The 20,190-nt window shown below is 42.9% G+C and carries 20 protein-coding genes and 2 tRNA genes; 12 read left to right on the top strand and 10 right to left on the bottom strand.

The features are described from left to right. The first annotated feature begins 282 nt into the window (after window positions 1-282). Complete coding sequence (locus NFS34_RS09490) at window positions 283-1,104, top strand: pyruvate, water dikinase regulatory protein (RefSeq protein WP_251359801.1); 822 nt, start codon at window positions 283-285, stop codon at window positions 1,102-1,104. A 69-nt stretch (window positions 1,105-1,173) separates the two neighbouring features. On the opposite strand, the gene NFS34_RS09485 is transcribed toward NFS34_RS09490, so the two are convergent. The 4 genes from NFS34_RS09485 to NFS34_RS09470 form a co-directional block, all read right to left on the bottom strand. Then, window positions 1,174-2,205 (bottom strand): succinylglutamate desuccinylase, encoded by a 1,032-nt coding sequence (locus NFS34_RS09485; RefSeq protein ID WP_251359800.1) that lies wholly within the window; start codon window positions 2,203-2,205, stop codon window positions 1,174-1,176. Window positions 2,206-2,225: 20 nt separating this feature from the next. Further along, window positions 2,226-3,062, bottom strand: a complete 837-nt coding sequence (locus tag NFS34_RS09480; protein WP_251359799.1) for a M23 family metallopeptidase — start codon at window positions 3,060-3,062, stop codon at window positions 2,226-2,228. Then, entirely contained in the window at window positions 3,059-4,552 is a 1,494-nt protein-coding gene (locus tag NFS34_RS09475) for a DNA recombination protein RmuC (protein ID WP_251359798.1), read from the bottom strand. The genes NFS34_RS09480 and NFS34_RS09475 overlap by 4 nt, the downstream gene beginning before the upstream one ends. 273 nt (window positions 4,553-4,825) lie before the next feature. Beyond that, window positions 4,826-4,901: transfer RNA gene (locus NFS34_RS09470), tRNA-Glu, on the bottom strand. 152 nt (window positions 4,902-5,053) lie between these two features. Between NFS34_RS09470 and NFS34_RS09465 the strand changes: the two genes are divergently transcribed. After that, a complete protein-coding gene (locus NFS34_RS09465) occupies window positions 5,054-5,500 on the top strand; it encodes a hypothetical protein (RefSeq protein WP_251359797.1) in 447 nt (148 codons plus the stop codon). A 26-nt stretch (window positions 5,501-5,526) separates the two neighbouring features. On the opposite strand, the gene NFS34_RS09460 is transcribed toward NFS34_RS09465, so the two are convergent. Next, a complete protein-coding gene (locus NFS34_RS09460) occupies window positions 5,527-6,300 on the bottom strand; it encodes a DUF2884 family protein (RefSeq protein WP_251359796.1) in 774 nt (257 codons plus the stop codon). A gap of 295 nt (window positions 6,301-6,595) precedes the next feature. On the opposite strand from NFS34_RS09460, the gene NFS34_RS09455 reads away from it, so the two are divergent. Next, window positions 6,596-8,374, top strand: a complete 1,779-nt coding sequence (locus NFS34_RS09455) for a hypothetical protein (protein WP_251359795.1) — start codon at window positions 6,596-6,598, stop codon at window positions 8,372-8,374. 89 nt (window positions 8,375-8,463) lie between these two features. Here NFS34_RS09455 and megL read toward each other — a convergent pair whose 3' ends face one another. After that, on the bottom strand, window positions 8,464-9,678 hold the full coding sequence (gene megL / locus NFS34_RS09450) for a methionine gamma-lyase (protein ID WP_251359794.1): 1,215 nt from the start codon (window positions 9,676-9,678) through the stop codon (window positions 8,464-8,466). A gap of 30 nt (window positions 9,679-9,708) precedes the next feature. Next, window positions 9,709-10,191, bottom strand: a complete 483-nt coding sequence (locus NFS34_RS09445) for an Lrp/AsnC family transcriptional regulator (RefSeq protein WP_251359793.1) — start codon at window positions 10,189-10,191, stop codon at window positions 9,709-9,711. A 210-nt stretch (window positions 10,192-10,401) separates the two neighbouring features. Here NFS34_RS09445 and NFS34_RS09440 point away from each other — a divergent pair, with 210 nt between their 5' ends. Then, the gene (locus NFS34_RS09440; RefSeq protein ID WP_251359792.1) at window positions 10,402-11,037 is read left to right on the top strand and encodes an alpha/beta hydrolase; all 636 of its coding nucleotides are present in this window, start codon (window positions 10,402-10,404) and stop codon (window positions 11,035-11,037) included. A 106-nt stretch (window positions 11,038-11,143) separates the two neighbouring features. Here NFS34_RS09440 and NFS34_RS09435 read toward each other — a convergent pair whose 3' ends face one another. Continuing rightward, window positions 11,144-13,168 carry a S9 family peptidase gene (locus tag NFS34_RS09435; protein WP_251359791.1) on the bottom strand — a complete coding sequence of 675 codons (2,025 nt, stop codon included), beginning with the start codon at window positions 13,166-13,168 and terminating at the stop codon, window positions 11,144-11,146. A gap of 414 nt (window positions 13,169-13,582) precedes the next feature. Between NFS34_RS09435 and cmoA the strand changes: the two genes are divergently transcribed. The 5 genes from cmoA (at window position 13,583) to NFS34_RS09410 (ending at window position 16,747) form a co-directional block, all read left to right on the top strand. Beyond that, complete coding sequence (gene cmoA, locus NFS34_RS09430) at window positions 13,583-14,311, top strand: carboxy-S-adenosyl-L-methionine synthase CmoA (protein ID WP_251359790.1); 729 nt, start codon at window positions 13,583-13,585, stop codon at window positions 14,309-14,311. Between the two features lie 36 nt (window positions 14,312-14,347). Continuing rightward, complete coding sequence (gene cmoB / locus NFS34_RS09425; RefSeq protein ID WP_251359789.1) at window positions 14,348-15,349, top strand: tRNA 5-methoxyuridine(34)/uridine 5-oxyacetic acid(34) synthase CmoB; 1,002 nt, start codon at window positions 14,348-14,350, stop codon at window positions 15,347-15,349. An 8-nt stretch (window positions 15,350-15,357) separates the two neighbouring features. Further along, window positions 15,358-16,032, top strand: coding sequence for a pseudouridine synthase (locus NFS34_RS09420; RefSeq protein ID WP_251359788.1), 675 nt, complete (start codon window positions 15,358-15,360; stop codon window positions 16,030-16,032). Window positions 16,033-16,090: 58 nt separating this feature from the next. Next, window positions 16,091-16,167 (top strand) — tRNA-Arg (locus tag NFS34_RS09415). 64 nt (window positions 16,168-16,231) lie between these two features. After that, window positions 16,232-16,747, top strand: coding sequence for a TIGR00645 family protein (locus tag NFS34_RS09410; protein ID WP_251359787.1), 516 nt, complete (start codon window positions 16,232-16,234; stop codon window positions 16,745-16,747). Window positions 16,748-16,823: 76 nt separating this feature from the next. On the opposite strand, the gene NFS34_RS09405 is transcribed toward NFS34_RS09410, so the two are convergent. Next, window positions 16,824-17,153, bottom strand: coding sequence for a YegP family protein (locus NFS34_RS09405; RefSeq protein ID WP_251359786.1), 330 nt, complete (start codon window positions 17,151-17,153; stop codon window positions 16,824-16,826). Between the two features lie 253 nt (window positions 17,154-17,406). On the opposite strand from NFS34_RS09405, the gene NFS34_RS09400 reads away from it, so the two are divergent. From NFS34_RS09400 to NFS34_RS09390, 3 genes are all read left to right on the top strand, one after another. Next, window positions 17,407-18,507 carry a peptidoglycan-binding domain-containing protein gene (locus NFS34_RS09400; protein ID WP_251359785.1) on the top strand — a complete coding sequence of 367 codons (1,101 nt, stop codon included), beginning with the start codon at window positions 17,407-17,409 and terminating at the stop codon, window positions 18,505-18,507. Between the two features lie 240 nt (window positions 18,508-18,747). Continuing rightward, window positions 18,748-19,029 (top strand): DUF3465 domain-containing protein, encoded by a 282-nt coding sequence (locus tag NFS34_RS09395; protein ID WP_251359784.1) that lies wholly within the window; start codon window positions 18,748-18,750, stop codon window positions 19,027-19,029. After that, entirely contained in the window at window positions 19,022-19,294 is a 273-nt protein-coding gene (locus NFS34_RS09390) for a hypothetical protein (protein ID WP_251359783.1), read from the top strand. The genes NFS34_RS09395 and NFS34_RS09390 overlap by 8 nt, the downstream gene beginning before the upstream one ends. Before the next feature lie 239 nt (window positions 19,295-19,533). Here NFS34_RS09390 and NFS34_RS09385 read toward each other — a convergent pair whose 3' ends face one another. Then, on the bottom strand, window positions 19,534-20,124 hold the full coding sequence (locus tag NFS34_RS09385) for a carboxymuconolactone decarboxylase family protein (RefSeq protein ID WP_251359782.1): 591 nt from the start codon (window positions 20,122-20,124) through the stop codon (window positions 19,534-19,536). Between the last annotated feature and the right edge of the window lie 66 nt (window positions 20,125-20,190).

The following is a 20,190-nucleotide window of genomic DNA, read 5'->3' as shown; positions in this document are numbered from 1 at the left end:
CCAAATGACGTACTCGTTGGAATGGCTATTAATAAAAGTGGGGGCTTTCGGTTGTTCTTGTGGTGTAGTTTCCAAAATTTCTCTCCTGATTAGCTATTCATCAATTAGTTAAGCCCAGCAATTGAAGTCATGCTTTAAGTTATGTTTTAACGATACTGAAAAACTTCAGCGTTAACGGCAAAACTAAATCAAATGACAACTTGCCCAACTGCTTACTAAATGCTTAAATTTACTAACATTTTCGCCGTTAGTGGCGCTATTCTACTCAATAATTGGTTAAATATGAAACGCAGCGTTTTTTTTATTTCAGATCGCACCGGTATTACCGCCGAAATGCTTGGCCATTCCTTGATGGCACAATTTGAAGATGATGTAGATTTTGAATATCACACGATTCCTTTTGTGGACGATCAGGAAAAAGCAAATAACGCTGTCACTCGAATCAACCAAACCGCATTACGAGACGGCACCAAACCCATTGTCTTTGAAACTATAGTGCGACCAGAAATCAGACAAATTATTCGTAATGCGAAAGCCATGTTGCTTGATTTCTTCCACACCTATATCGATCCGCTTGAAGAAGAACTCGGCGTTGATAGTTCCTTTCGCGTTGGTAAGTCTCACTCAACGGATGATTTGCAAGCCTATGACACCCGCATGAGCGCCATTAATTTTGCGCTCAACAATGATGACGGCATGACCACGCAGCAGTATGACAAAGCCGATATTATTCTGGTCGGCGCTTCGCGCTGCGGCAAAACCCCTACTTCGCTTTATATGGCGATGCAATTTGGTATTTTCGCCGCCAATTATCCTTTTACCGATGAAGATATTCCTAACATTAAACTCAATCAGGGCTTGGCCCAAAACAAACAAAAGATCTATGGCCTAACCATTGATCCAATGCGCCTGCACGAAATTCGCAACGAACGCCGCCCTAATTCAAAATACTCATCCATGCCCCAATGTATGCTCGAAGTGCGTGAAGTAGAAGCCCTCTACCGTCGCGAGAATATCCCTTTTATCAATACGACTTCTCGTTCAGTAGAAGAACTCGCCGTAAAAATTATGGCGGATACGGAAATAGAAAGAAGGATTTATTAGACCTAAGTAACAATTATGGAGTTAACCAAGAACTACAATAATCGAAGCTCCTTTCGAGCTATTAGCTATTTACTGCTTAACAACCACTAATCCCATTCTTTGTCCAACAGGCACTTTATTATTAGAAAAAACGATGGCTTCGCCGTCTTGTTCGGTTAGATAAGAGTGTTTACCTGCGTCGAGCAATAATTCGTCTTGGTTAAACTGGGTAAAATTGGCGGTATTGGCCGAATCAAAGGCTAACTCGTCCATTTCCGAATTTTTAATCAGCTCTTTTTTAACTTGGTACAGATGCGCTTGGCTAATATCTGGTTCGGCTTCAAAAATGTATTGTCCCGCCAACTGTTGCTCTAGTTTTTGTTCAAACAAAGCAAAATCTTCGCGATTATTTTCACCAAAGGGACGCACTTTGCCAAGCTCTAATGTAAAAGCATGTGCCTGATAGTTAAAGCTGGAATGATAAGAAAAAGTGGTGCTAGGTTTATGGTATAGCAGCACGGTATCGACTCCCGCTGAGAGTAAAAATTTAATCTGTGATGCGGAGTGTTTACGCTCATGCAAATAGGGGTAGATCGCAAATTTCTGGTGCAGCGAAGGCTTAATGGCGGTGTGCAGATCGTAGTGGATCCGAATATGGCCTAAACCCTCTTGTTGCGATTGGGTATAAAAACGTTTGACTTCTTGCTCTAACAAAGCGGCTCTTTTAGCTTCGTATTGCGCTTCGGGATTATCCAAATAGTTTTTCCATTCACCGTTAAATAAACGGTTAAGATTAAAGCCGGTAAAGCGCTCCTGAATTAACATGGCTTTAGGATTGCCAATCATCACCAACAAATTGACCTTTAATTCCAATTCGCCACGCATAATTTTTTTCACTAAATCATTGACGATCTCAATCGGTGCTGTTTCGTTGCCATGCACTCCAGCAGATAAGATCATATCCACATTGCAGCTTTGCTTTGGCAAAAATTCGATAATGCCCGCTTGTCGAAAGTTAATGCTAATTTTTTCCAGATCGAGACTAAAAGGCGAGATTCGCTCAGGGTTTTCTCGAACAAATTCAATCAGATCAAAATGCTTGCAATAGTCAGAGGGATTCATTTTTGCTAACTTACAATCACTTAAAATTTAGTTTCTTTAAAAGGCGGCACCAATAATTGCGGATCTAGGCGTGATTTAAACCAGTTAATACGCCAGTCCAAATGCGGGCCAGTGGCTCTGCCAGTAGCGCCAATGGTAGCAATCAAATCGCCTTGTTTTACTTCTTGGCCATCTGCAACTTCGATACTGTTTAGGTGGATAAAAGTCGAGCTAACGCCAAAACCATGATCGACAATCAAAGTTCCGCCAGAATAAAACATATCCTTATGCACCAAGCGCACAATACCGTCGGCTGGCGCCACCACTTCGGTTCCTGTTGGTGCTGCGACATCGACTCCGTAGTGCGGTCGCTTAGGAACCCCATTAAGCACCCGTTGACTACCATAAAAACCACTTAAACGGCCTTTTGCTGGCCAAATAAAGCTTTGCAAGAAGGCTTTAATGTCTGAGGTTTTAGCTCTCGCCGAGCCCACCATAGCACCCTCTTTTTTGATCCGAGCCAATACCTCCGGTTTCATCGGATTGACCTTATTTGGCGGCAGGCCATCGACTCGCTCGATATTGTAGTCACGCTTACGAATGGCCAGCGGTTGCACTTCTTTTTGTTTGCCTTTGCTTAATGTTAAGGTCGCTTTTGCTTCGTGATCGCGATGAAAACCAAACACAAAGTAACCTTCGTCGGTAAGCTTGAGTTTTTTACCGCCAAATTCAACCTGCGTTCCAGGCTGGGTTTTACCAATCACTAAGCCACCTTGGGCGAAATCGCCGTTTAGCGACTCTAACAGAGGCTCCTTGCCATAAACTGCCGTGCTGAATAAAACGATGAGGCTTATTAAATAATTCACAAACTTCTTCATGATTTAGACTCTAACTGTTTGGTTTTAACTTTTTTTGGCTCAAGTGCTTCTAACTCTTCTTCTGGCAACTGCACCTTTTCGATTTTATCAAAGCGGCTACTAATTTTGTCGGCAGAAGTTGTGATTTCTTTAACATCTTTAGTCACATTATCAATATGTCGCGAAAGATTGGTCATGCGCGTTTTAAAACGCCCAAAATCTTTTGATAACATGGCCAAGTGCTCTTGAATAATATGCACCTGCTTGCGAGTCGCTTCGTCTTTGAGCACCGCGCTGGCAGTTGTTAATAACGCCATCATGGTGGTTGGTGAAACCATCCACACTTTAGATTTTTGGGCATACTCAACAATGTCCGGATGATGGGCGTGAATTTCCGCAAAAATTGCCTCTGCAGGAATAAACATCACCGCACCCGGCGCAGTTTCACGCTCGATAATGTATTTCGACGCTATATCATTAATATGCTTTTTGACATCCTTAACAAACTGATTCTGCGATTGGCGGCGCTCGATTTCGGATAAATCGTGATCCATCATCTTTTGGAAATTTTCTAAAGGAAATTTAGAATCAACGCCAATCACGCCTGTCGGCTCTGGCAAAAATAAAGCACAATCCACCACTTTATTATTACTAAATGTATGTTGGAATTTATAATTATTGCTGGGCATCACATTCGACACCAAAGATTCCAACTGAACTTCGCCAAAAGCACCCCGCGAGCGTTTGTCCGCTAGAATTTCCTGCAAACTCACCACATTACTCGACAACTCGGTGATCTTCTTTTGCGCATCGTCAATCAAGGCTAGGCGTTTGAGTACATCTTGGAAAGTCTGGGTAGTTTTCTCAAAGCCATCAGCTAAACGCTTTTCGACTTGACCGCTGATTTCTTTGAGTCGCTCGTCAGTAGCTTGGGTTAAACCGGACATATTTTTATCAAAAGATTCCGCTTGGGTTTTCAAAGAAACCGTCAGCTCTTCACGAACATCCTTAATACCACGTCTAAATTGGCTGTGTAATAACTCTTGCGACTCTTTTTGATTATGTGCAATTTGCTCTTTTAGTTGCACAATAGTGTTTTGCAGTTGTTCTTTAAACTGAAACAGTTCTTTTTGTTGGCGTTGAGTGCCATCGGTAACTTTACCGCCGAGCTGCTCACTAAAGAGGTTAAAACCCGACTGAACCTTATTTTCAAACTGACCGAAAGACTCAGCCAATTTAGCCTGATTGCCCGCCAGTTTTTCCACCAAATTTTCCGAGACTTTATGTTGTTGCTCACCCAAACGCACAAACTCAGCCTGTTGTTGCTGAGCAATGGTTTCTTGCTTGGAGTCAAGCTGCGCAAGCTGCTGCTTAGAGTCCGAAAAGTGCTGCTGATAGCCACGAAAGCCTTGACGACTACGCCAACTGTTCAAAAGTAACAGGATAAAAATCCCGCCCAACAGCACTAACAGCACCGCCTCAAAAGGATATGTTTGAATAAGTTCTAGCAATGTAAATATGTTTTTGGTTGTCTAAACACAGTGTAACAAAAATATCAGCTGGTCGCTCTGATAAGTAGAGATTTCGGTGGTTTTTGCTAATAAGTTTTGCGCTGGCTCGGCTTGTGAGCCAACTAATTGATGAAAGCGGAAAATTGCGATTATCTAAGGCCATTCGTGGAGACAGAAAACAGCACTAAGCAGGCAGTCGAAAGTTGCTCACCTGCTCTGAACAAAACGCCAATATAAAAAAAGCCCAACCTTGCGGCTGGGCTTTTAGATGTATGGCATCCCGTAGGGGAGTCGAACCCCTGTTACCGCCGTGAAAGGGCGGTGTCCTAGGCCTCTAGACGAACGGGACACTGTAAAGTTTGGGGAATTAGGCCTTTCCCTCAAACGCGGGCGCAATATTAATGGCAGATTGAGGCTTTGTCAAAAGAATATTACACTTTTTAGTAAATTTTTAGCTTTTTAGAGTGTTAGTGAGAGACTAAAACCCGAGGTGGGCATTTTATGAACGATAAAAGCAGTTTTAAAGAGCAATTAAGCCATCACAGCTTGTCGATTATTAGTTTATTGGTCGCTATTGTCGCCCTCACCTACAACACCTGGCGCACTGATACCACGGAAACCAACCGCAACTTACGCACCGCCAGTTTTGAGCTGATTCGAGAGCTTGGTAAATTGCAGAACACCACCAATCAACTGCATTATGCACAAAGCCAAAATGCAGCGCTCACTCAAGAGCAATTTATTCAAGGCTGGGGGCATGTGGCTTTGATTGAGGATTTATCTGCTCTGTTACCGCAAGATATTGAAAGCCAAGCCCTAGACTTGAAAACACAATGGCAAACTCATCACCAGCAGCTGGGTCAGCAACAAAATGCCGAAACTCAGATAAGCCTTGCGATTAGCAACACTCGACAAAAAGTAAGAGCCTTACTCCACTCATTGGAATAAAGCCCTTAGCAGTCAAGCCGCTAACATTAACCCGCTTTAATCAGCTGATACGACTTGTAATCATTGAATGATTGAATAAAAGACTCTTCCTTTTCATCAATCTTTTCAACCAGTTGGCATAGCTCCTCGGCTCTTTCTCCTAGCACTTCGGCTTTTTTCTCGTACTTTTGCTCCATTTGCTCGCCAAAGCTCTCCATCCGCTGCTCAAAGGCCTTAACCGTTTCTTCATCGCCACGCATAGCCGCAGAAATTATGTCACCAATATTCGCTTGCAGCACATCCGCCACCACTTCTTCGACAATCGCTTCAAATTCTTTCTCAAACTGACGATCTTCTAAGTAGGCTTCTAGATTTTTGGGGTGTAAATGGCGATTACTGATGTTTTCACGCACTTTAGAGGTGATAACTTCGACTCGGCTTTTTAGCTTTTCCGCCTTAGCAGGTGATTCGTTTAATAGCAGTTTAGAAACATCAGTTACCGCATCCAAAGCCAGATGGGTCGCTTCCATCGCCAGTTCATCGATTGCTGGTAGCAGTTCGCGTATCTCGTCCGCATAGTCATCCAACAAACGCCGCTGCTCGGCATTAAGCGATTGTTTTTGTCCTTTGATAAATAGATCCGCATCGTCATCAATCAGCACGATTTCACGCTCTTCGTCTGACAGGCGTATCGTCTGTTCATCAATATCAATGTTGTAGTCCATATCAACGCTACACGAAACTTCATGAGCTGCTGCGGGGCCTGATATAGACAGCATCAGCGCCGTACTCAATAGCAAATTCATAGCTTTCAATTTCATCGTAAACTCCTTCATCATTAAGAATGCACTTTTAGGATGTAACAAAGCGAGCAAAAGGTTTAGTGTTTATGTGTAATTATTGGCTGCTAACAGTAACAAACTGTGTACTCGACTCATGATTAGCACGGTGTTCAATGACGCAAAGGGCAACAAAAGAAACATTTATTCACACTTTTATGGACTTAGTAACATCAAATTCATTGGTCTGACATCTTATTTTGCATATAATCTGCAGCAAGTTGGCAGACTTTGTCTGTCGCTTGCACGTGAATCTTAAAATTAAGAGAAGGAAACTATGAAAAAATTTATCATCATAGCGCTAGCTTTGATTGCAGTTGCAGTTGGCGTTTATTTCTATAAAAACAAGTCCGCTGACGGCGAATCAGGCGTTATGGCCAACATTTCGAGTGCTTTGGGCGGCAGCTCTAACAGCGCCGTTTTAGACTATGTGCCAGCGGATACCGTATTGTTCGGCGGTAACCTAGAGCCAATGGACTACGAAAAAGCTATGGAACTCACTCGTAATATGGGTTTTGATTTCAACGCTTTTATGGCTCTAGCCGATGAACAAGATCTGCAAACTGACGCTGATGCTCCTGATGCTGCCAAATTTGCTTTAGGCTTCTATCGTGAATACCTCAAAGCATTAGCCAGCGATTTACCTAAATCTATGGGTTTTGACAAAAACTTGGACGCAGCGATCTATACCGTTGGTGCTTTGCCTGTTATGCGTATGGCGCTTGATGGCAGTTCAACCTTTTCTGACTTAATTGCTAAAGTTGAAAAAGAGAATAACGTCACGGCCAAAGTTGGTAATATCGACGGCCAAGAATATCGCGAATATTCGTTGGGCGACCAGGCTCCAGTAACCCTTATCATTGCTACTCAAGATAACCAAGCGGTAGTAACCATTAATACCTTGCTAGAAGATGCTAAAGATTTAAAACTGGCATTAGGTCTGGAAAAGCCTGCTCAATCGATCAAAGACTCTAAGTTACTCTCTGGCTTAATGAGCAAGTATGGCTACGAAGGACATAATATTTTCTTTGTCGATAACCTAGGCGCCGTTAAAGGGGTAACTGACCCTACTGCTAACAGCTTTGGTAGCATGCTGAATGACTTGCTAGCAGCTTATGGCGATGCCAATGCTTTATCTGAGCTACAAACACCTGCTTGCAAAGCTGAATACACGGCTTTAGCTGGCAACTGGCCAACTCTTTCTGCGGGTTATACCGAAATCAACGCCAAATCCGCTAAGTATAAAATGATGCTTGAGGGCACTAACGCTGGGCTTTTAGAAACCTTGCAAAAACTTCAAGGTCACCTATCGCCAATGCTAGACGATAAAGATTTTGTATTTAGCATGGGCATGGGCCTTAACATGGCTGAACTTACTCCAGTAGTCACGGATCTATGGAAGCGCATGACTAAGGAGCCGTTTAACTGTGAACCTTTAGCGCAAATGCAAGCTGAAATGAAACGAAGCAACCCTGTTATGCAATTGGGCATGATGACCGGTATGTTTGGTGGCGTTAAAGGCTTTGGCTTCGCGGTAGTAGATATGGATATTGATGGGCTTTCTCAAGCACAAAACAACCCAATGGCGGTTGCTGATTCCATGAGTATGTTCGTAACCTTGAGTGCTGATGATCCTATGTCGTTAGTACAAATGGTAGGTCAATTCCAGCCAATGCTAGCTAACATTAAACTTGAAGATGGTGGCGAACCACAAAACTTACCATTGCCCCTTCCAGTTGAAGTTAAAGGCACCTTGCGCGGACATGATCTAGTGCTTTCTTTTGGTGAAAAAGCCAATGCTATGGCTGGCGCCTTAAAATCTAACTCGTCTTTGGATATGAATGGGTTAATGAGCTTCAGCATCGATATGGGCAAATACTTCGGCATGATTGATCAAGCTATGGGTATGGCCGAACCACAGGGTGGTATCGACGGCTTATCAAGCGGCGATAAGAAAGCTCTTGAAATGTTCAAAAACATCAAAGGTCAGGTGAGTGAAAAAATTAACTTCACCGATCAAGGTTTAGCCATTGATGTGGATATGATGGTTGACTAATCGCAACCGTTGGATACAAAAAGCCCTGCAAATGCGGGGCTTTTTTATGCGTTTTTATCAGCGCAATATAAAAGGTTTAACACTCTAAACTAAGCCGCTTTGATCCGTAACGCTTGTAAGGCTTGCTCTAAGTCGCCAATAATATCATCCACATGCTCAAGGCCAACGGAGATCCGAATCAGGCTTTCGCTAATGCCGGCTGCGGCGCGCTCTTCTGGCGTATAAGGCGAATGGGTCATCGAGGCAGGATGTTGAATTAAGGTTTCTGCATCGCCTAAGCTAACTGCGATATGGCACATTTTAAGCTGGTTCATAAAACGTACGGCATCTTCAAAAGCACCATCCACTTCAAAAGCGATAACGCCGCCGGCGCGCTTCATTTGATTACCAACTAAGTGATTTGCTGGATGATGCTTGAGGCCCGGATAGTAAACCGCTTTTACGCTAGCATGCTGATCTAAATAGCCAGCAACTTTTTCCGCGTTATCGCAATGACGCTCAACCCGCACCGATAAAGTTTTTAAACCGCGTGAAATTAACCAAGCATCGTTAGGACTCATGACCGCGCCCATATCTTTTAATGTGGTCATTTTAATATGTTCAATCTGCTCGGCACTGCCACAACAGATACCGGCAACTACATCGCCATGCCCATTAAGGTACTTGGTGGCGCTGTGAATAATCAGATCCATACCATAGTCACTTGGCTGTTGCAGCACGGGCGACATAAAAGTATTGTCGATCACAGTTAATAGTTGATGCTGCTTGGCAATACGACTAATTTCGTTTAGATCCGCGCACACTAAATTTGGGTTAATTGGTGTTTCAAAGAAAATCAACTTGGTATTTTCGTTAATGGCAGCTTCAATTTCGGCTGAATTGGTAATATCGACAAAAGAGGCTTCGATCCCAAGTTCAGCAAACTTATGATTAATAAGCGCAAAAGAGCAGCCATACAAAGCTGCTGAAGCCACAAGATGGTCGCCTTTCTTAAGGTTCGCCAATAAAGTGGCTGAAACTGCCCCCATACCAGAGCCAAATGCTGCCGCCGCTTCAGTATTTTCCAGCGCCGCCATGCGCTGCTCAAGCTCCATCACAGTCGGATTGCCTAAGCGGGAATAAATAAAACCGCCCTCTTCGCCGGCAAATCGATTCGCGCCTTGTTGCACGTTATCAAACACAAAAGTAGAGGTCTGGTGAATTGGGGTAGCTAAAGATCCAAAGCTAGGATCGCCGACTCGGCCTGCATGAATCGCTTTGGTTTCAAGATGTTGGAACTGATGTTTTTGGTTTCTATTAGACATGCGGCTTCTCGGTTATCTGTATCAATGCATTTAATTAACGTCGATAGCCGTCGTGGCTTTTACCTCCTTCAACACTAAACTGGTGTGAATTTTGGCAACCCCTTCCAGGGGGATCAGTTTTTTTGAATTAAATTGTTCTAATGCGCGGGTATTTTTAACCGCCACTTTGAGCAAATAATCATACTCTCCGGTTACGTTATGGCACTCTAATACCTCAGGCCATGACATAATCGTTTCGAGGATAGACTGGATCTGGTGATGGCGATGGAGCTGCAAACTTAGCTCAATAAAGCATAAGTTGTCGTAACCTACCTGATGTCGATCAAGTAACGCCACATAACCTTTGATAAAACCCTCTTGTTCAAGTCGCTTAACCCGGCCATGAGTGGCCGGTGCTGACAAGTGGATTTTTTTAGCCAAATCCGCGTTACTGATGCGCCCTTCTTGTTGCAAGATATATAAAATCTTACGATCCATCGCATCCAAATCATTTTCTCTAGAAGATTTTAGCATTTAACACCTTAGAATCAGAATATAATTAATTCAAAACGGAATAATTCAAAATAATTACTCATAAAGACAACCATATACTATCATAAATTATTTTAACTTGGTTAATTCACTAACTTTTTTGAAGGATCTTAAGCATAAGGTTTCTGGTCTGACCAAAATTTAGTTACACTAGTGCCATTAAAGCAACCAAGCGACTTAGTATTTAATTCAATGGCTGAAGCAGTAATTATGATCCACGGCTTGGGGCGCACCCAATGGTCACTCAAGCGTTTGGAAAAAAACATTCAAAAACAAGGCTTTACCACCTATAACCAGTCCTATCCCTCGACTAAACAGACAATTGACCAATCGGCAGAATCCTATATTGGCAAGGCGCTAGAAAGCTTAAGCGCTAAAAAATTCGATAAAATTCATTTTGTCACCCACTCTTTGGGCGGGATTTTAGTGCGTTACTACCTTTCCAATCATTCAATCACCAATTTAGGCAAAATCATTATGCTGGCACCGCCCAATCATGGCAGCGAAATCGCGGATAATTTCAAAGACAAGTGGTGGTTCAAGCTCGCTACCGGCCCAACCGGCCAGCAGCTTACCGAATCCAGCCCGCTCTACCAACAACTAAAGCCGCTACAAACCGATGTTGGGATCATTATCGGCAAACGCTCTTCTGATCCTTGGTTTAACCACTTATTCGAAGGACAGCATGATGGCAAAGTTTCGGTAAAAAGCGCAAAACTCGAAGAAGAGCATCAACTTAAGGTGGTCAATTGTGGTCACACCCTGTTGATGGAAAATAAAGACGTTATGAACGCTATTATTAGTTTTTTACAGCAAGGATGTTTTTAGTCAGAAATTACTTACTGGCATTGCTTTTCCTCAAGACTATCAATAGCGCTCCTAGAAAACCAAAAAGGCTTCCGAAGAAGCCTTTTTAGCGATAAACGGTCTAGTCTTACTTATCCTTTTTATCCTTGTCATCATCAAGCTTTTTCTCATGCTCAAGATCATATTTAGGTGGCTTACCGCCTTTGCCTTTTAAGTAATGATCCATCCAACGCATTAAGCGCATTGAATAGTCCAGTTGAGCGGCAGCTTTGCGATTGCCATGGCCTTCGCCAGGATAAAGCACTAAACGTACTGGCGCCTGCCCTAAAGTCTTTAGATAACGGTACATTTCCATCGACTGTGAGGGATGAACGCGGGTGTCATTTTCACCGTGCATGATCAACAGTGGCGTTTTTGCCTTTTTAACGTGATAAATCGGACTTCGCTCCAGCATCCACTGAAAATCGTCCCACGGCCAAGCACGTGCGTGTACTGCGTGCATCTCATTAGGTATATCGGTAGTACCAAATTTAGACAATTGATTCGATATTCCCACAAACATCACGCCAGCGGCATAATGTTCAGAAAGTGCCGTAGCTGACCAAGCTGTGGCAAAACCGCCGTAAGAACCGCCAGTAATACCTACCTTATCTTTGTTTACAATACCCTTTTCAACCAGCGCATTTTTACCATCAACAATATCAGTAAATTCTGGATCGGCGTAAGCATGTTGATCAGCGCGAGCAAATTCATCACCACGCCCTGTAGAACCACGGTAATTCGGCACGAAAGACACGTAGCCTTGCGCCGCTGCTACTTGCAAGGGATCCGCATAACGCGTGTTCCAGCCGTTCGAGCGGTGTGCTTCTGGGCCGCCGTGAACAAAAGCAATCATCGGATAGGCTTTGCCTTTTTTGTAGTTAACCGGATACACCACAATGCCCTGTATATCCAAGCCATCTTGTGCTTTGTAGTTGAAAACTTCCTGCTTACCCAACTCGATTTCTTTCAACCAAGGATTGGAGTCGGTCATGCGCTGATTAGCCAGATAGACTTCATTAGGGTGCGTCGCACTATTGGTTTTTAGGGCTACTTGACCATTATCGGCGATCGAGATCGCAACTTGAATTCCATTACCGTAACGAACAATCGGCGATACGCTATTACCATCAGATTTCACTACTCGTGACTCGGCGTCTTTGTGCTCGATATAGTAAACGTCATTAGCATGCCACGCTAAATCCATAATGTGGCTATCGAAATTATTTTTGCGCTTAGCCATTTTTCCGGTTCGCGCATTCGCCACATACAAAGCACCAGCGGTAGGATCGTTAAAGTCATTGGCGCCTAAAAATGCAACCAACTTACCATCGCTTGACCAAATGGCTTTACCCTGCTTGCCTTGCGTCTTGAAAGTAGTTTTAACTTTACCTTTTAAGTCAATCACTTGCAGCGTCGTTTTCATAATAACGTCATCGATCAAGGATGTCGGCGCAGATTGCACTAACAACTGATCATTAACAGGATTAAATCGAGCGCTGATCAGGTGTTGTTTAAAGTTCACTTTTTTCGGTTTGGCATCTTCTTTAGTTAGATCCAATGACCACAAATGATTTTGCTGGATATCTTCTTCGTAAACTTTGGCTTTAAAACCCTTTTTCTTTAGCTTTTCTAAATGTTTGGGCTTTTCCGGTTTGGCAATAAAGACCGCTTTGGAGCCATCGTGGTTGATGCTGTAGGCGCCAACCCCTGATTTATGACTAGCTACTTTTTGCGATTCACCGCCATCAACAGGAATGGCGTAAAGCGATGTTTTTTTATCATCGTGGCGCTTAGCGGTGTAATAGATTTTTTTACTGTCTTTAGACCAGCTAATATTGCCAATATTAACCTTGCCAGTGATAAATGGTCTTACCGTATCCCTATCGGCAGTTGCCATTAAATAAAGCTCAATCCAAGCGCCACCGTCATCGTCTTTGTAAGGCATGCGAGCTTTACTTTTTGTAAAGGCGATCCAATCACCATTTGGCGAAACTTCAACCTGGTTAACTGAGCTAATTTTGGCGATATCTTCAAGCGTCATACCCTCTTTGGCGCTTATCGATGCCAGCGGCATAGTGATAAAAACCAAAAATATCAATAACTTATTCATTTAGTATCTCTTTTTAGAATTTAAGGCTAACAAGGATAATAAAATTAGTTACTGACTTCTAGTGTCAGTCCACATAATCCGTCAAAGATTAAGCGTTAAAAGTGTAACGCTTTGTTACATTTAGCCAATAGCCTGCAACAAGAGTTTTGCTACAGTAAGGATGGATTCAAAATCTTCCTAGTGTGACTTGTATGAGTTTGGATCCTATTCTCAAAATACCTCCTTCTCAATTTTGAGAGTGCAAGGCTTCCAGTTACTTAGCTGGAAGCCTTTTTAATTGCCAAGCTTCTTTGGTAACTTCCGCTATCTAGTGTAAAATTGCCCCACCTTTTGTGGGACTTAGATAAGACGCAAACCAAGTCCTGTTAACCATGAACCGCATGCGGTAACAATGAGCAAGCTGCAAAAACGACCATGAGCGCTAAAGACGATATTTTTCTAAAACCGCAGGAAAACCTAAAAGCCTTTGAGTTTAATCAGCAGGTAGTGGAAGTGTTTCCGGATATGATCGAACGCTCTGTGCCTGGTTACAAAAGCATCATTGAAGGGATTGGGCAGATCGCCAAACAGTATGTTCAAGAAAACAGCCAAATTTACGATTTAGGCTGTTCGCTTGGCGCCGCATCCTTTAGCATTCGACAAGGCGTTTCGGTAGAAAATAGCAAAATTATCGCCGTTGATAATTCCAAGGCTATGGTGGAACGCTGCCGTTTAATTCAAGACGGCTATAAATTTTCACTGCCCATCGAGGTTATGGAAGCCGATATCACGCAAATTCCGATCCGCAAGGCCAGTCTGGTGGTTTTAAACTTTACCTTGCAGTTTCTACCCATTGCGCAGCGCCAAACTTTATTGGATACCATTTATCAAGGACTGGAACCTGGCGGCGCTTTGATCCTGTCAGAAAAAATCCAAATGGCGCAACCTGCACTGAACAATAAAATTATCGAACTGCATCATCGCTTTAAAAAACACAATGGCTATAGCGATATGGAAATAGCGCAAAAACGCGCTGCTTTGGAAAACGTTTTGATCCCTGAAAGTTGTGAACAACACATGGCACGCTTTAAAGCTACTGGCTTTAGCCAGTATGATACTTGGTTTCAACACTATAATTTCGTATCCTTCTTAGCGGTAAAATAATTCTTAAAGAGCTTAAAATCATCAGTATTCAATCCCATGTTTGATATTCATCAATTTTTAGCCCCCAGTTACGAGGCCATTGCCGACACTCGACTAAAACCTTGGTTAGCAGGCTTTAAACAAGGTATTGATGCGCGCATGAGCGACTATACCCACGGCAAAATCAACGACTGGGCGCTGCAACTTAACAAGCTTCCAGAGCTAGAAGCTGCACCAATCGATTTACTGAGCAAAGTCGCTATTGGCGATAAAGGCCAATTAAATTCTGAGCAATCGCTTGAACTGGAAAATACCCTGAAACAGTTTCACCCTTGGCGTAAAGGGCCTTTTGAATTATTTGGTACACACATTGACACCGAATGGCGCTCCGATTGGAAATGGGATCGTTTAAAAGATCAAATATCGAGCTTGGAGAATAAAATCGTATTGGATGTCGGCTGCGGCAATGGTTATCATTGCTGGCGAATGGCGGCTCAGAATCCAAAGCTAGTATTAGGCATCGATCCCTCTCAATTATTTTTAATGCAATTTGCGGTAATAAAAAAATACTTACCGCAAACACCAGTACATTTTTTGCCTATTGGTATCGAATATTTGCCACCAGAAATCCCTCAGCAAGGCTTCGACAGCATATTCTCGATGGGCGTTTTATATCATCGACGCTCGCCGATTGACCATATAATGCATCTGAAAAAGCTACTTAAACATGGCGGTGAGTTGATTTTAGAAACCTTGGTGATCGATGGTGACGATGTAGAACATCCTGATCAGGTGCTTATTCCATCGGAACGTTATGCGCAGATGAATAATGTCTGGTTTATCCCGACAACACAAATGCTAACTAAGTGGATGCAGCGTTGTAACCTAACCGATATTCGAGTTGCCGATATCAATCAAACCTCGCTAGACGAGCAAAGAGCAACTGATTGGATGAATTTTCAATCGCTAACCGATTATCTCGATCCTGATGATCGCAACAAAACCATCGAAGGCTATCCCGCGCCCAAACGAGCGATTATGATCGCCAAAAGAAAGTAGCCAAATTTATGTCCGATAAAGATTATCACATAGTGCCCTTTTGCCCACAGCCGGTGCAGATCATCAAACCGAACAAGCACTTTTTAATGGTCAATAAACCCGCTGGATTGCTGACCATTCCAGGCCGCCACGAAGAAAACAAAGACTGCATGATCAGCCGTTTGCAGAGCCATCCAAAATCGAAAACTGCCAGCGTGGTTCATCGATTGGATATGGCGACTTCGGGAATCATGGTGGTCGCTTTAAGCAAATTCGCCCATCGCGAGATCAGCAAACAATTTGAACTTCGACACACTGAAAAGCACTATATCGCCATAGTCGATGGCCTAGTTAAAGAAGATTCAGGAGTTATAGACAAGCCCATGATCGCCGATTGGCCAAATCGCCCCAAGCAGAAAATCGACTTTGAGCTAGGCAAAAAAGCCGTGACCGAATGGCAAGTTATGCAGCGCGATGAACGCAAAAATCAAACTCGTCTAAAACTCAAGCCAATCACCGGTCGTAGTCACCAATTGCGGCTACACTGTCTAGAGCTTGGTCACCCAATCCTTGGCTGCCAGCTTTATCACGGCAATGACTCGCAAAAAAAATCTGCAAGACTATTACTGCACGCCGAACAGTTAACCATCCAGGATCCTAAAAGCACCAAAGCAATAACCGCCACAGCGGCTTGCCCTTTTTAGATTTTACTCTTGATAAGCGCCATAAGAATTGCCACAATACGCGCGCTTTAGGTTTTACGCACCCGTAGCTCAGCTGGATAGAGCGTCGCCCTCCGGAGGCGAAGGTCACAGGTTCGACTCCTGTCGGGTGCGCCATTTACAACATCACTTATTCAGTTAATATTAGCTAACTCACTCCATTTGGGGTAAAAACATGCCCATGAAAAAACTCGAACACACCTTTGAAAAAGGTATTTTTGTTAGTCGCTGGCTTTTAGCACCATTTTTTGTAGGCCTGATTTTTGGGATTATCATCCTGTTAACCACCTTTGGCAAAGAGCTTTGGCATCTGGTTAGCCATTTCTCCGAGCTTGATGAAATGAGTACCATTTTAGGCATTTTGGCCTTGGTGGATATCACGCTACTAGCGAACTTGCTGATCATCATTATTTTTAGTGGCTATGAAAGTTTTGTCTCGAAAATAGATGTTGCTGAGCACGAAGACCGCCCAGGCTGGATGGGAAAAGTAGGCTTTTCTACCCTAAAAGTAAAACTGATTAGCTCTATCGTGGCTATTTCCGCGATCGATTTACTCAGAACTTATATGCAATTGGCAGGCGGTGATGACTTAAGCATTGTTTGGGCAAAACTCTCGATTCATTCCGTGTTTGTGATTTCAGGATTGCTTTTTGCGATTATGGACTACCTCACCAGCAAAAGTAACCATAGCCACTAGAAGCTTGGGTTCACTAGCGCAGATATAAAAAAACCGCCAATTGGCGGTTTTTTTATCCCTAAGAATTAGGTGTTGATTACTCTTCCACAACTGGAGCATCAGCAGCATTTTTCATCACTGACTTGATACCGTTATTGCGGCCACTTTCTGACTTATACATTTGACTCTTGCCAATTTGCTGACCGTTGGATGCGTTTAAACCCCAATAGAAGCGGCCATCTTTAGCCGTTTTCTTTTCGAAGTTAGTTTCATCTTGAGAGTTTTTACGAACTGATTCGATGCCATTTTCACAGCCAGAACGCGATGAATAGCCTTGTGATTGCATAATGACTTCGCCATTACCAGCCTTTAACACAAAATAGTCTTTGCCATCTTTTCCTTTGGATACTACGAATTTACCCGCCATTATTTTATACCTCGTTAGTTAATTGTAAGGCTATGTCCGCCCATTCATCAGAAATACTCACTCATTTCGCCCTAAAATTCAAGTCAGAATGGGCAAATTTCACTCATTATTCACTTTTTTACATTTAGCATAAGCCCATGAATTTACTTCACATTTTACCGATCTTTTACAATTGAGACGTTTGGATCTATGATGGAAGTGCTACTATTAATCAGCTTTATTAATCTGCATGGAAACCTGAAGGAGGACAACCATGAAAAAACTTCCCTTAGCATTAGCTGTAGCCAGTACATTAGCACTATTAGGCGGCTGTGCGTCCCAACAATCTGCTCCTGCAACGTCTGATAACTCAGCTCAATTGCAAGCAGAGCTCGATCGCGCTAACGCTGAAAAAGCTCGTCAAGCGGCTGAAGCCGAGCGCTTACGCCAAGAACTGGCAGCAGCACAAAGCGGCTCTAGTGTTCAAACAGCCTACACAGCTTCTGGCGACTTGTTACCACCTAACGCTAAGCCAGGTGAGTGTTACTCGCGTGTGTTAGTACCTGCGGTGTATGAAACCACCTCTGAGCAAGTATTAGCAAAAGCTGCTTCTGAGCGCGTTGAAGTGATTCCAGCAAGCTACGAGATGGTCGAAGAAACGGTTCTTGTTCGTGAAGAATCTACTAAGTTAGAAGTGATTCCAGCCACCTACAAAACGGTTACTGAAGAAATCATGGTAGAGCCAGAAAAAACCATTTTACGCGAAGTTCCAGCCGAGTATGGCACTGAAACTGAGCAAATTTTGATAAAACCAGCTTACACTACTTGGAAAAAAGGTCGTGGGCCGATTGAAAAAGTCGATTCTTCGACTGGCGAAATCATGTGTTTGGTTGAAGTTCCAGCGGAATATCGCACAGTGACTAAGCGCGTGGTAGTAAAACCTGCGTCTACGGTTTCTGATGTAATTCCAGCAAAATACCAAACCGTTACTCGCACCGTGATTGACCAACCGGCAAGCACTCGCGAAGTGGTAATTCCTGCGAAATACGACACAGTTAAAGTTCGTAAGCTAGTTAACCCAGCATCTGAAAACCGTATCCCAATTCCTGAAGAGTACACTACGGTTTCTAAGCGCCAGTTAGTTACTGACTCTTACTTAGAGTGGAGACCAATCTTGTGTGAAACTAACACCACACCTGGTTTAGTGTCTCGCTTACAACGTGCTTTGAACGAAGCGGGTTATGACGCAGGTTCAGTCGATGGCGTTTTAGGTTCAGCGACTATGCGTGCGGTTAACAAGTATCAATTGGATAATGGCTTGGCATCAGGTCAATTAACCATTGCGACTTTAGAAAAATTAGGCGTATCGCTTTAATACTTTCTTAAGCTAGAAAAGAAGCCCTTCGGGGCTTCTTTTTTTATCTAAAAAAACTATCGCAAATATAATTTCGCTATGAAATCCGTCAAAAGCAAACTATTTCAAGCACTAATATTAGTAGTCCTAGCGGGGCTTTATTGGTATTTTAATCAAGCACAAAATGGACTATCATCAAATAATCCAGCTAATCAGGTTGAACTCCTAAAAAGCTATTACCAGCAACAAATATCAAAAAAGATGATCAAACTCTCTGGCGTAACCAAAAAATTACTAGCCGACGACCTAATCGAACCACGACATCAAAAATTCATTCTACAAATCGAAGACATGACGGTTTTGGTGACTCATAATATCGACTTAGCGCCAAGAATTAATAGCCTAAGCGAAGGTGATCTGATCGAGATTTATGGGCAATACGAATGGAATCACCAAGGCGGCCTACTCCACTGGACTCACCATGATCCCAAAGGCCGACGCCAAGGCGGTTGGATTATCCATAATGGGAAAAAATATGAATAAGAAACAGTTTGAGAAACTGGAAAAAGTTGTCGATGCAGGAAAAGACAGGTTTATCATCAAAAGCGTCTTGAAATCCTTGCCGTTAATAGCGATAAACCCCATTGTCAGTTATCTTCTTGGCAGTAAAGCACCTATTTGGACTGCGGTTATGATTGGAGCCTTTATTTGGCCAATTTTTGGATTTCTTTTCGGCATACTGAACTGGAATCAATTATTTAGAAAATACCGAAAGCATAAAAAACAATTTGTTAACAATCTAATTTAAGCACAGGATTTTTAGCTAAAGACGCGGCGAAGAACAATTTTAAATTGGGATTTTATACAAAGTAAATGAGCAACTTTTAAATTTTTCTCCAATAAAATATTAATCTAAAACGATTAGCTTAAAATTAAGATTTTTTGCGTAAGACAAGACGTAAAACGTTTTTTGCGCCGGATTTTACAATCCGTAAATGACAAACAAAAAACGCATTTATAACCTAGTATTACGCAAAAAAGATAATTTTAAAGATGTTTGCCGCCGGTCCAACCGCCACTAGAAAGCACCCGCTCCCCCATCGCCTTCGGCGACTCTTCCAAATCTGTAGCCATCGAGTCATTCCAGCGATTTAAGAAACCATACAAGCAAACCACACCTAGAATTTCTACTATCTGATTCTCGGTCCAATGTTGTTTCATCCGATCAACCAACTCTTGATCCACGGCATTTGGAACTGAGCCCGCCGCTAGCGCATAATCCAGGGCAACTCTTTCTGCATCGGTATACACCTCTGAGGTTTGATACTCCCAAATCTGATCGAGTTTTTCTTGGCTAATACCGTGAATTTTTGCAGCCACTAAAGAATGAGCTTCGCAATACTGACAACCCACGGCGCGACTGGCAAAATGGGCAATAAGCCGTTTGAAACCTAAATGTACCTCACCATCTTTTGGCATCACAGCTTTTGTTAGCTCACCAAAACCTTTAACAATGTCGGGTCTACGCTGCATGGTCAGTAAACTGTTCGGCACAAACCCTAGAATTTCTTCAAAAATCTGAAAATCATCGGCTAAGTCAGGGTGTAAATTTTTATCTAATGGTTCTAAAAATGCCATCTACCACTCCTCTTTTCAAAGTTACCATAATATAAAAAAGGCCTTCCGTAGAAAGCCTTTGCTCAA

The sequence above is a fragment of the Kangiella sp. TOML190 genome (genome assembly GCF_023706045.1).
Classification (GTDB): Bacteria; Pseudomonadota; Gammaproteobacteria; order Enterobacterales; family Kangiellaceae; genus Kangiella.
This window is presented reverse-complemented; position numbering and strand designations above follow the sequence as displayed.

What these genes read in the sequence shown, in the direction of transcription:
- NFS34_RS09455 (WP_251359795.1), top strand. Translation starts at nt 6,596, where the DNA reads ATGAAAAAATTTATCATCATAGCGCTAGCTTTGATTGCAGTTGCAGTT.
- NFS34_RS09395 (WP_251359784.1), top strand. Translation starts at nt 18,748, where the DNA reads ATGATCAAACTCTCTGGCGTAACCAAAAAATTACTAGCCGACGACCTA.
- NFS34_RS09480 (WP_251359799.1), bottom strand. Translation starts at nt 3,062, where the DNA reads ATGAAGAAGTTTGTGAATTATTTAATAAGCCTCATCGTTTTATTCAGC.
- NFS34_RS09465 (WP_251359797.1), top strand. Translation starts at nt 5,054, where the DNA reads ATGAACGATAAAAGCAGTTTTAAAGAGCAATTAAGCCATCACAGCTTG.
- NFS34_RS09490 (WP_251359801.1), top strand. Translation starts at nt 283, where the DNA reads ATGAAACGCAGCGTTTTTTTTATTTCAGATCGCACCGGTATTACCGCC.
- NFS34_RS09420 (WP_251359788.1), top strand. Translation starts at nt 15,358, where the DNA reads ATGTCCGATAAAGATTATCACATAGTGCCCTTTTGCCCACAGCCGGTG.
- NFS34_RS09385 (WP_251359782.1), bottom strand. Translation starts at nt 20,124, where the DNA reads ATGGCATTTTTAGAACCATTAGATAAAAATTTACACCCTGACTTAGCC.
- NFS34_RS09485 (WP_251359800.1), bottom strand. Translation starts at nt 2,205, where the DNA reads ATGAATCCCTCTGACTATTGCAAGCATTTTGATCTGATTGAATTTGTT.
- NFS34_RS09445 (WP_251359793.1), bottom strand. Translation starts at nt 10,191, where the DNA reads ATGCTAAAATCTTCTAGAGAAAATGATTTGGATGCGATGGATCGTAAG.
- cmoB (WP_251359789.1), top strand. Translation starts at nt 14,348, where the DNA reads ATGTTTGATATTCATCAATTTTTAGCCCCCAGTTACGAGGCCATTGCC.
- NFS34_RS09440 (WP_251359792.1), top strand. Translation starts at nt 10,402, where the DNA reads ATGGCTGAAGCAGTAATTATGATCCACGGCTTGGGGCGCACCCAATGG.
- NFS34_RS09390 (WP_251359783.1), top strand. Translation starts at nt 19,022, where the DNA reads ATGAATAAGAAACAGTTTGAGAAACTGGAAAAAGTTGTCGATGCAGGA.
- NFS34_RS09405 (WP_251359786.1), bottom strand. Translation starts at nt 17,153, where the DNA reads ATGGCGGGTAAATTCGTAGTATCCAAAGGAAAAGATGGCAAAGACTAT.
- megL (WP_251359794.1), bottom strand. Translation starts at nt 9,678, where the DNA reads ATGTCTAATAGAAACCAAAAACATCAGTTCCAACATCTTGAAACCAAA.
- NFS34_RS09400 (WP_251359785.1), top strand. Translation starts at nt 17,407, where the DNA reads ATGAAAAAACTTCCCTTAGCATTAGCTGTAGCCAGTACATTAGCACTA.
- NFS34_RS09460 (WP_251359796.1), bottom strand. Translation starts at nt 6,300, where the DNA reads ATGAAATTGAAAGCTATGAATTTGCTATTGAGTACGGCGCTGATGCTG.
- NFS34_RS09410 (WP_251359787.1), top strand. Translation starts at nt 16,232, where the DNA reads ATGAAAAAACTCGAACACACCTTTGAAAAAGGTATTTTTGTTAGTCGC.
- cmoA (WP_251359790.1), top strand. Translation starts at nt 13,583, where the DNA reads ATGAGCGCTAAAGACGATATTTTTCTAAAACCGCAGGAAAACCTAAAA.
- NFS34_RS09435 (WP_251359791.1), bottom strand. Translation starts at nt 13,168, where the DNA reads ATGAATAAGTTATTGATATTTTTGGTTTTTATCACTATGCCGCTGGCA.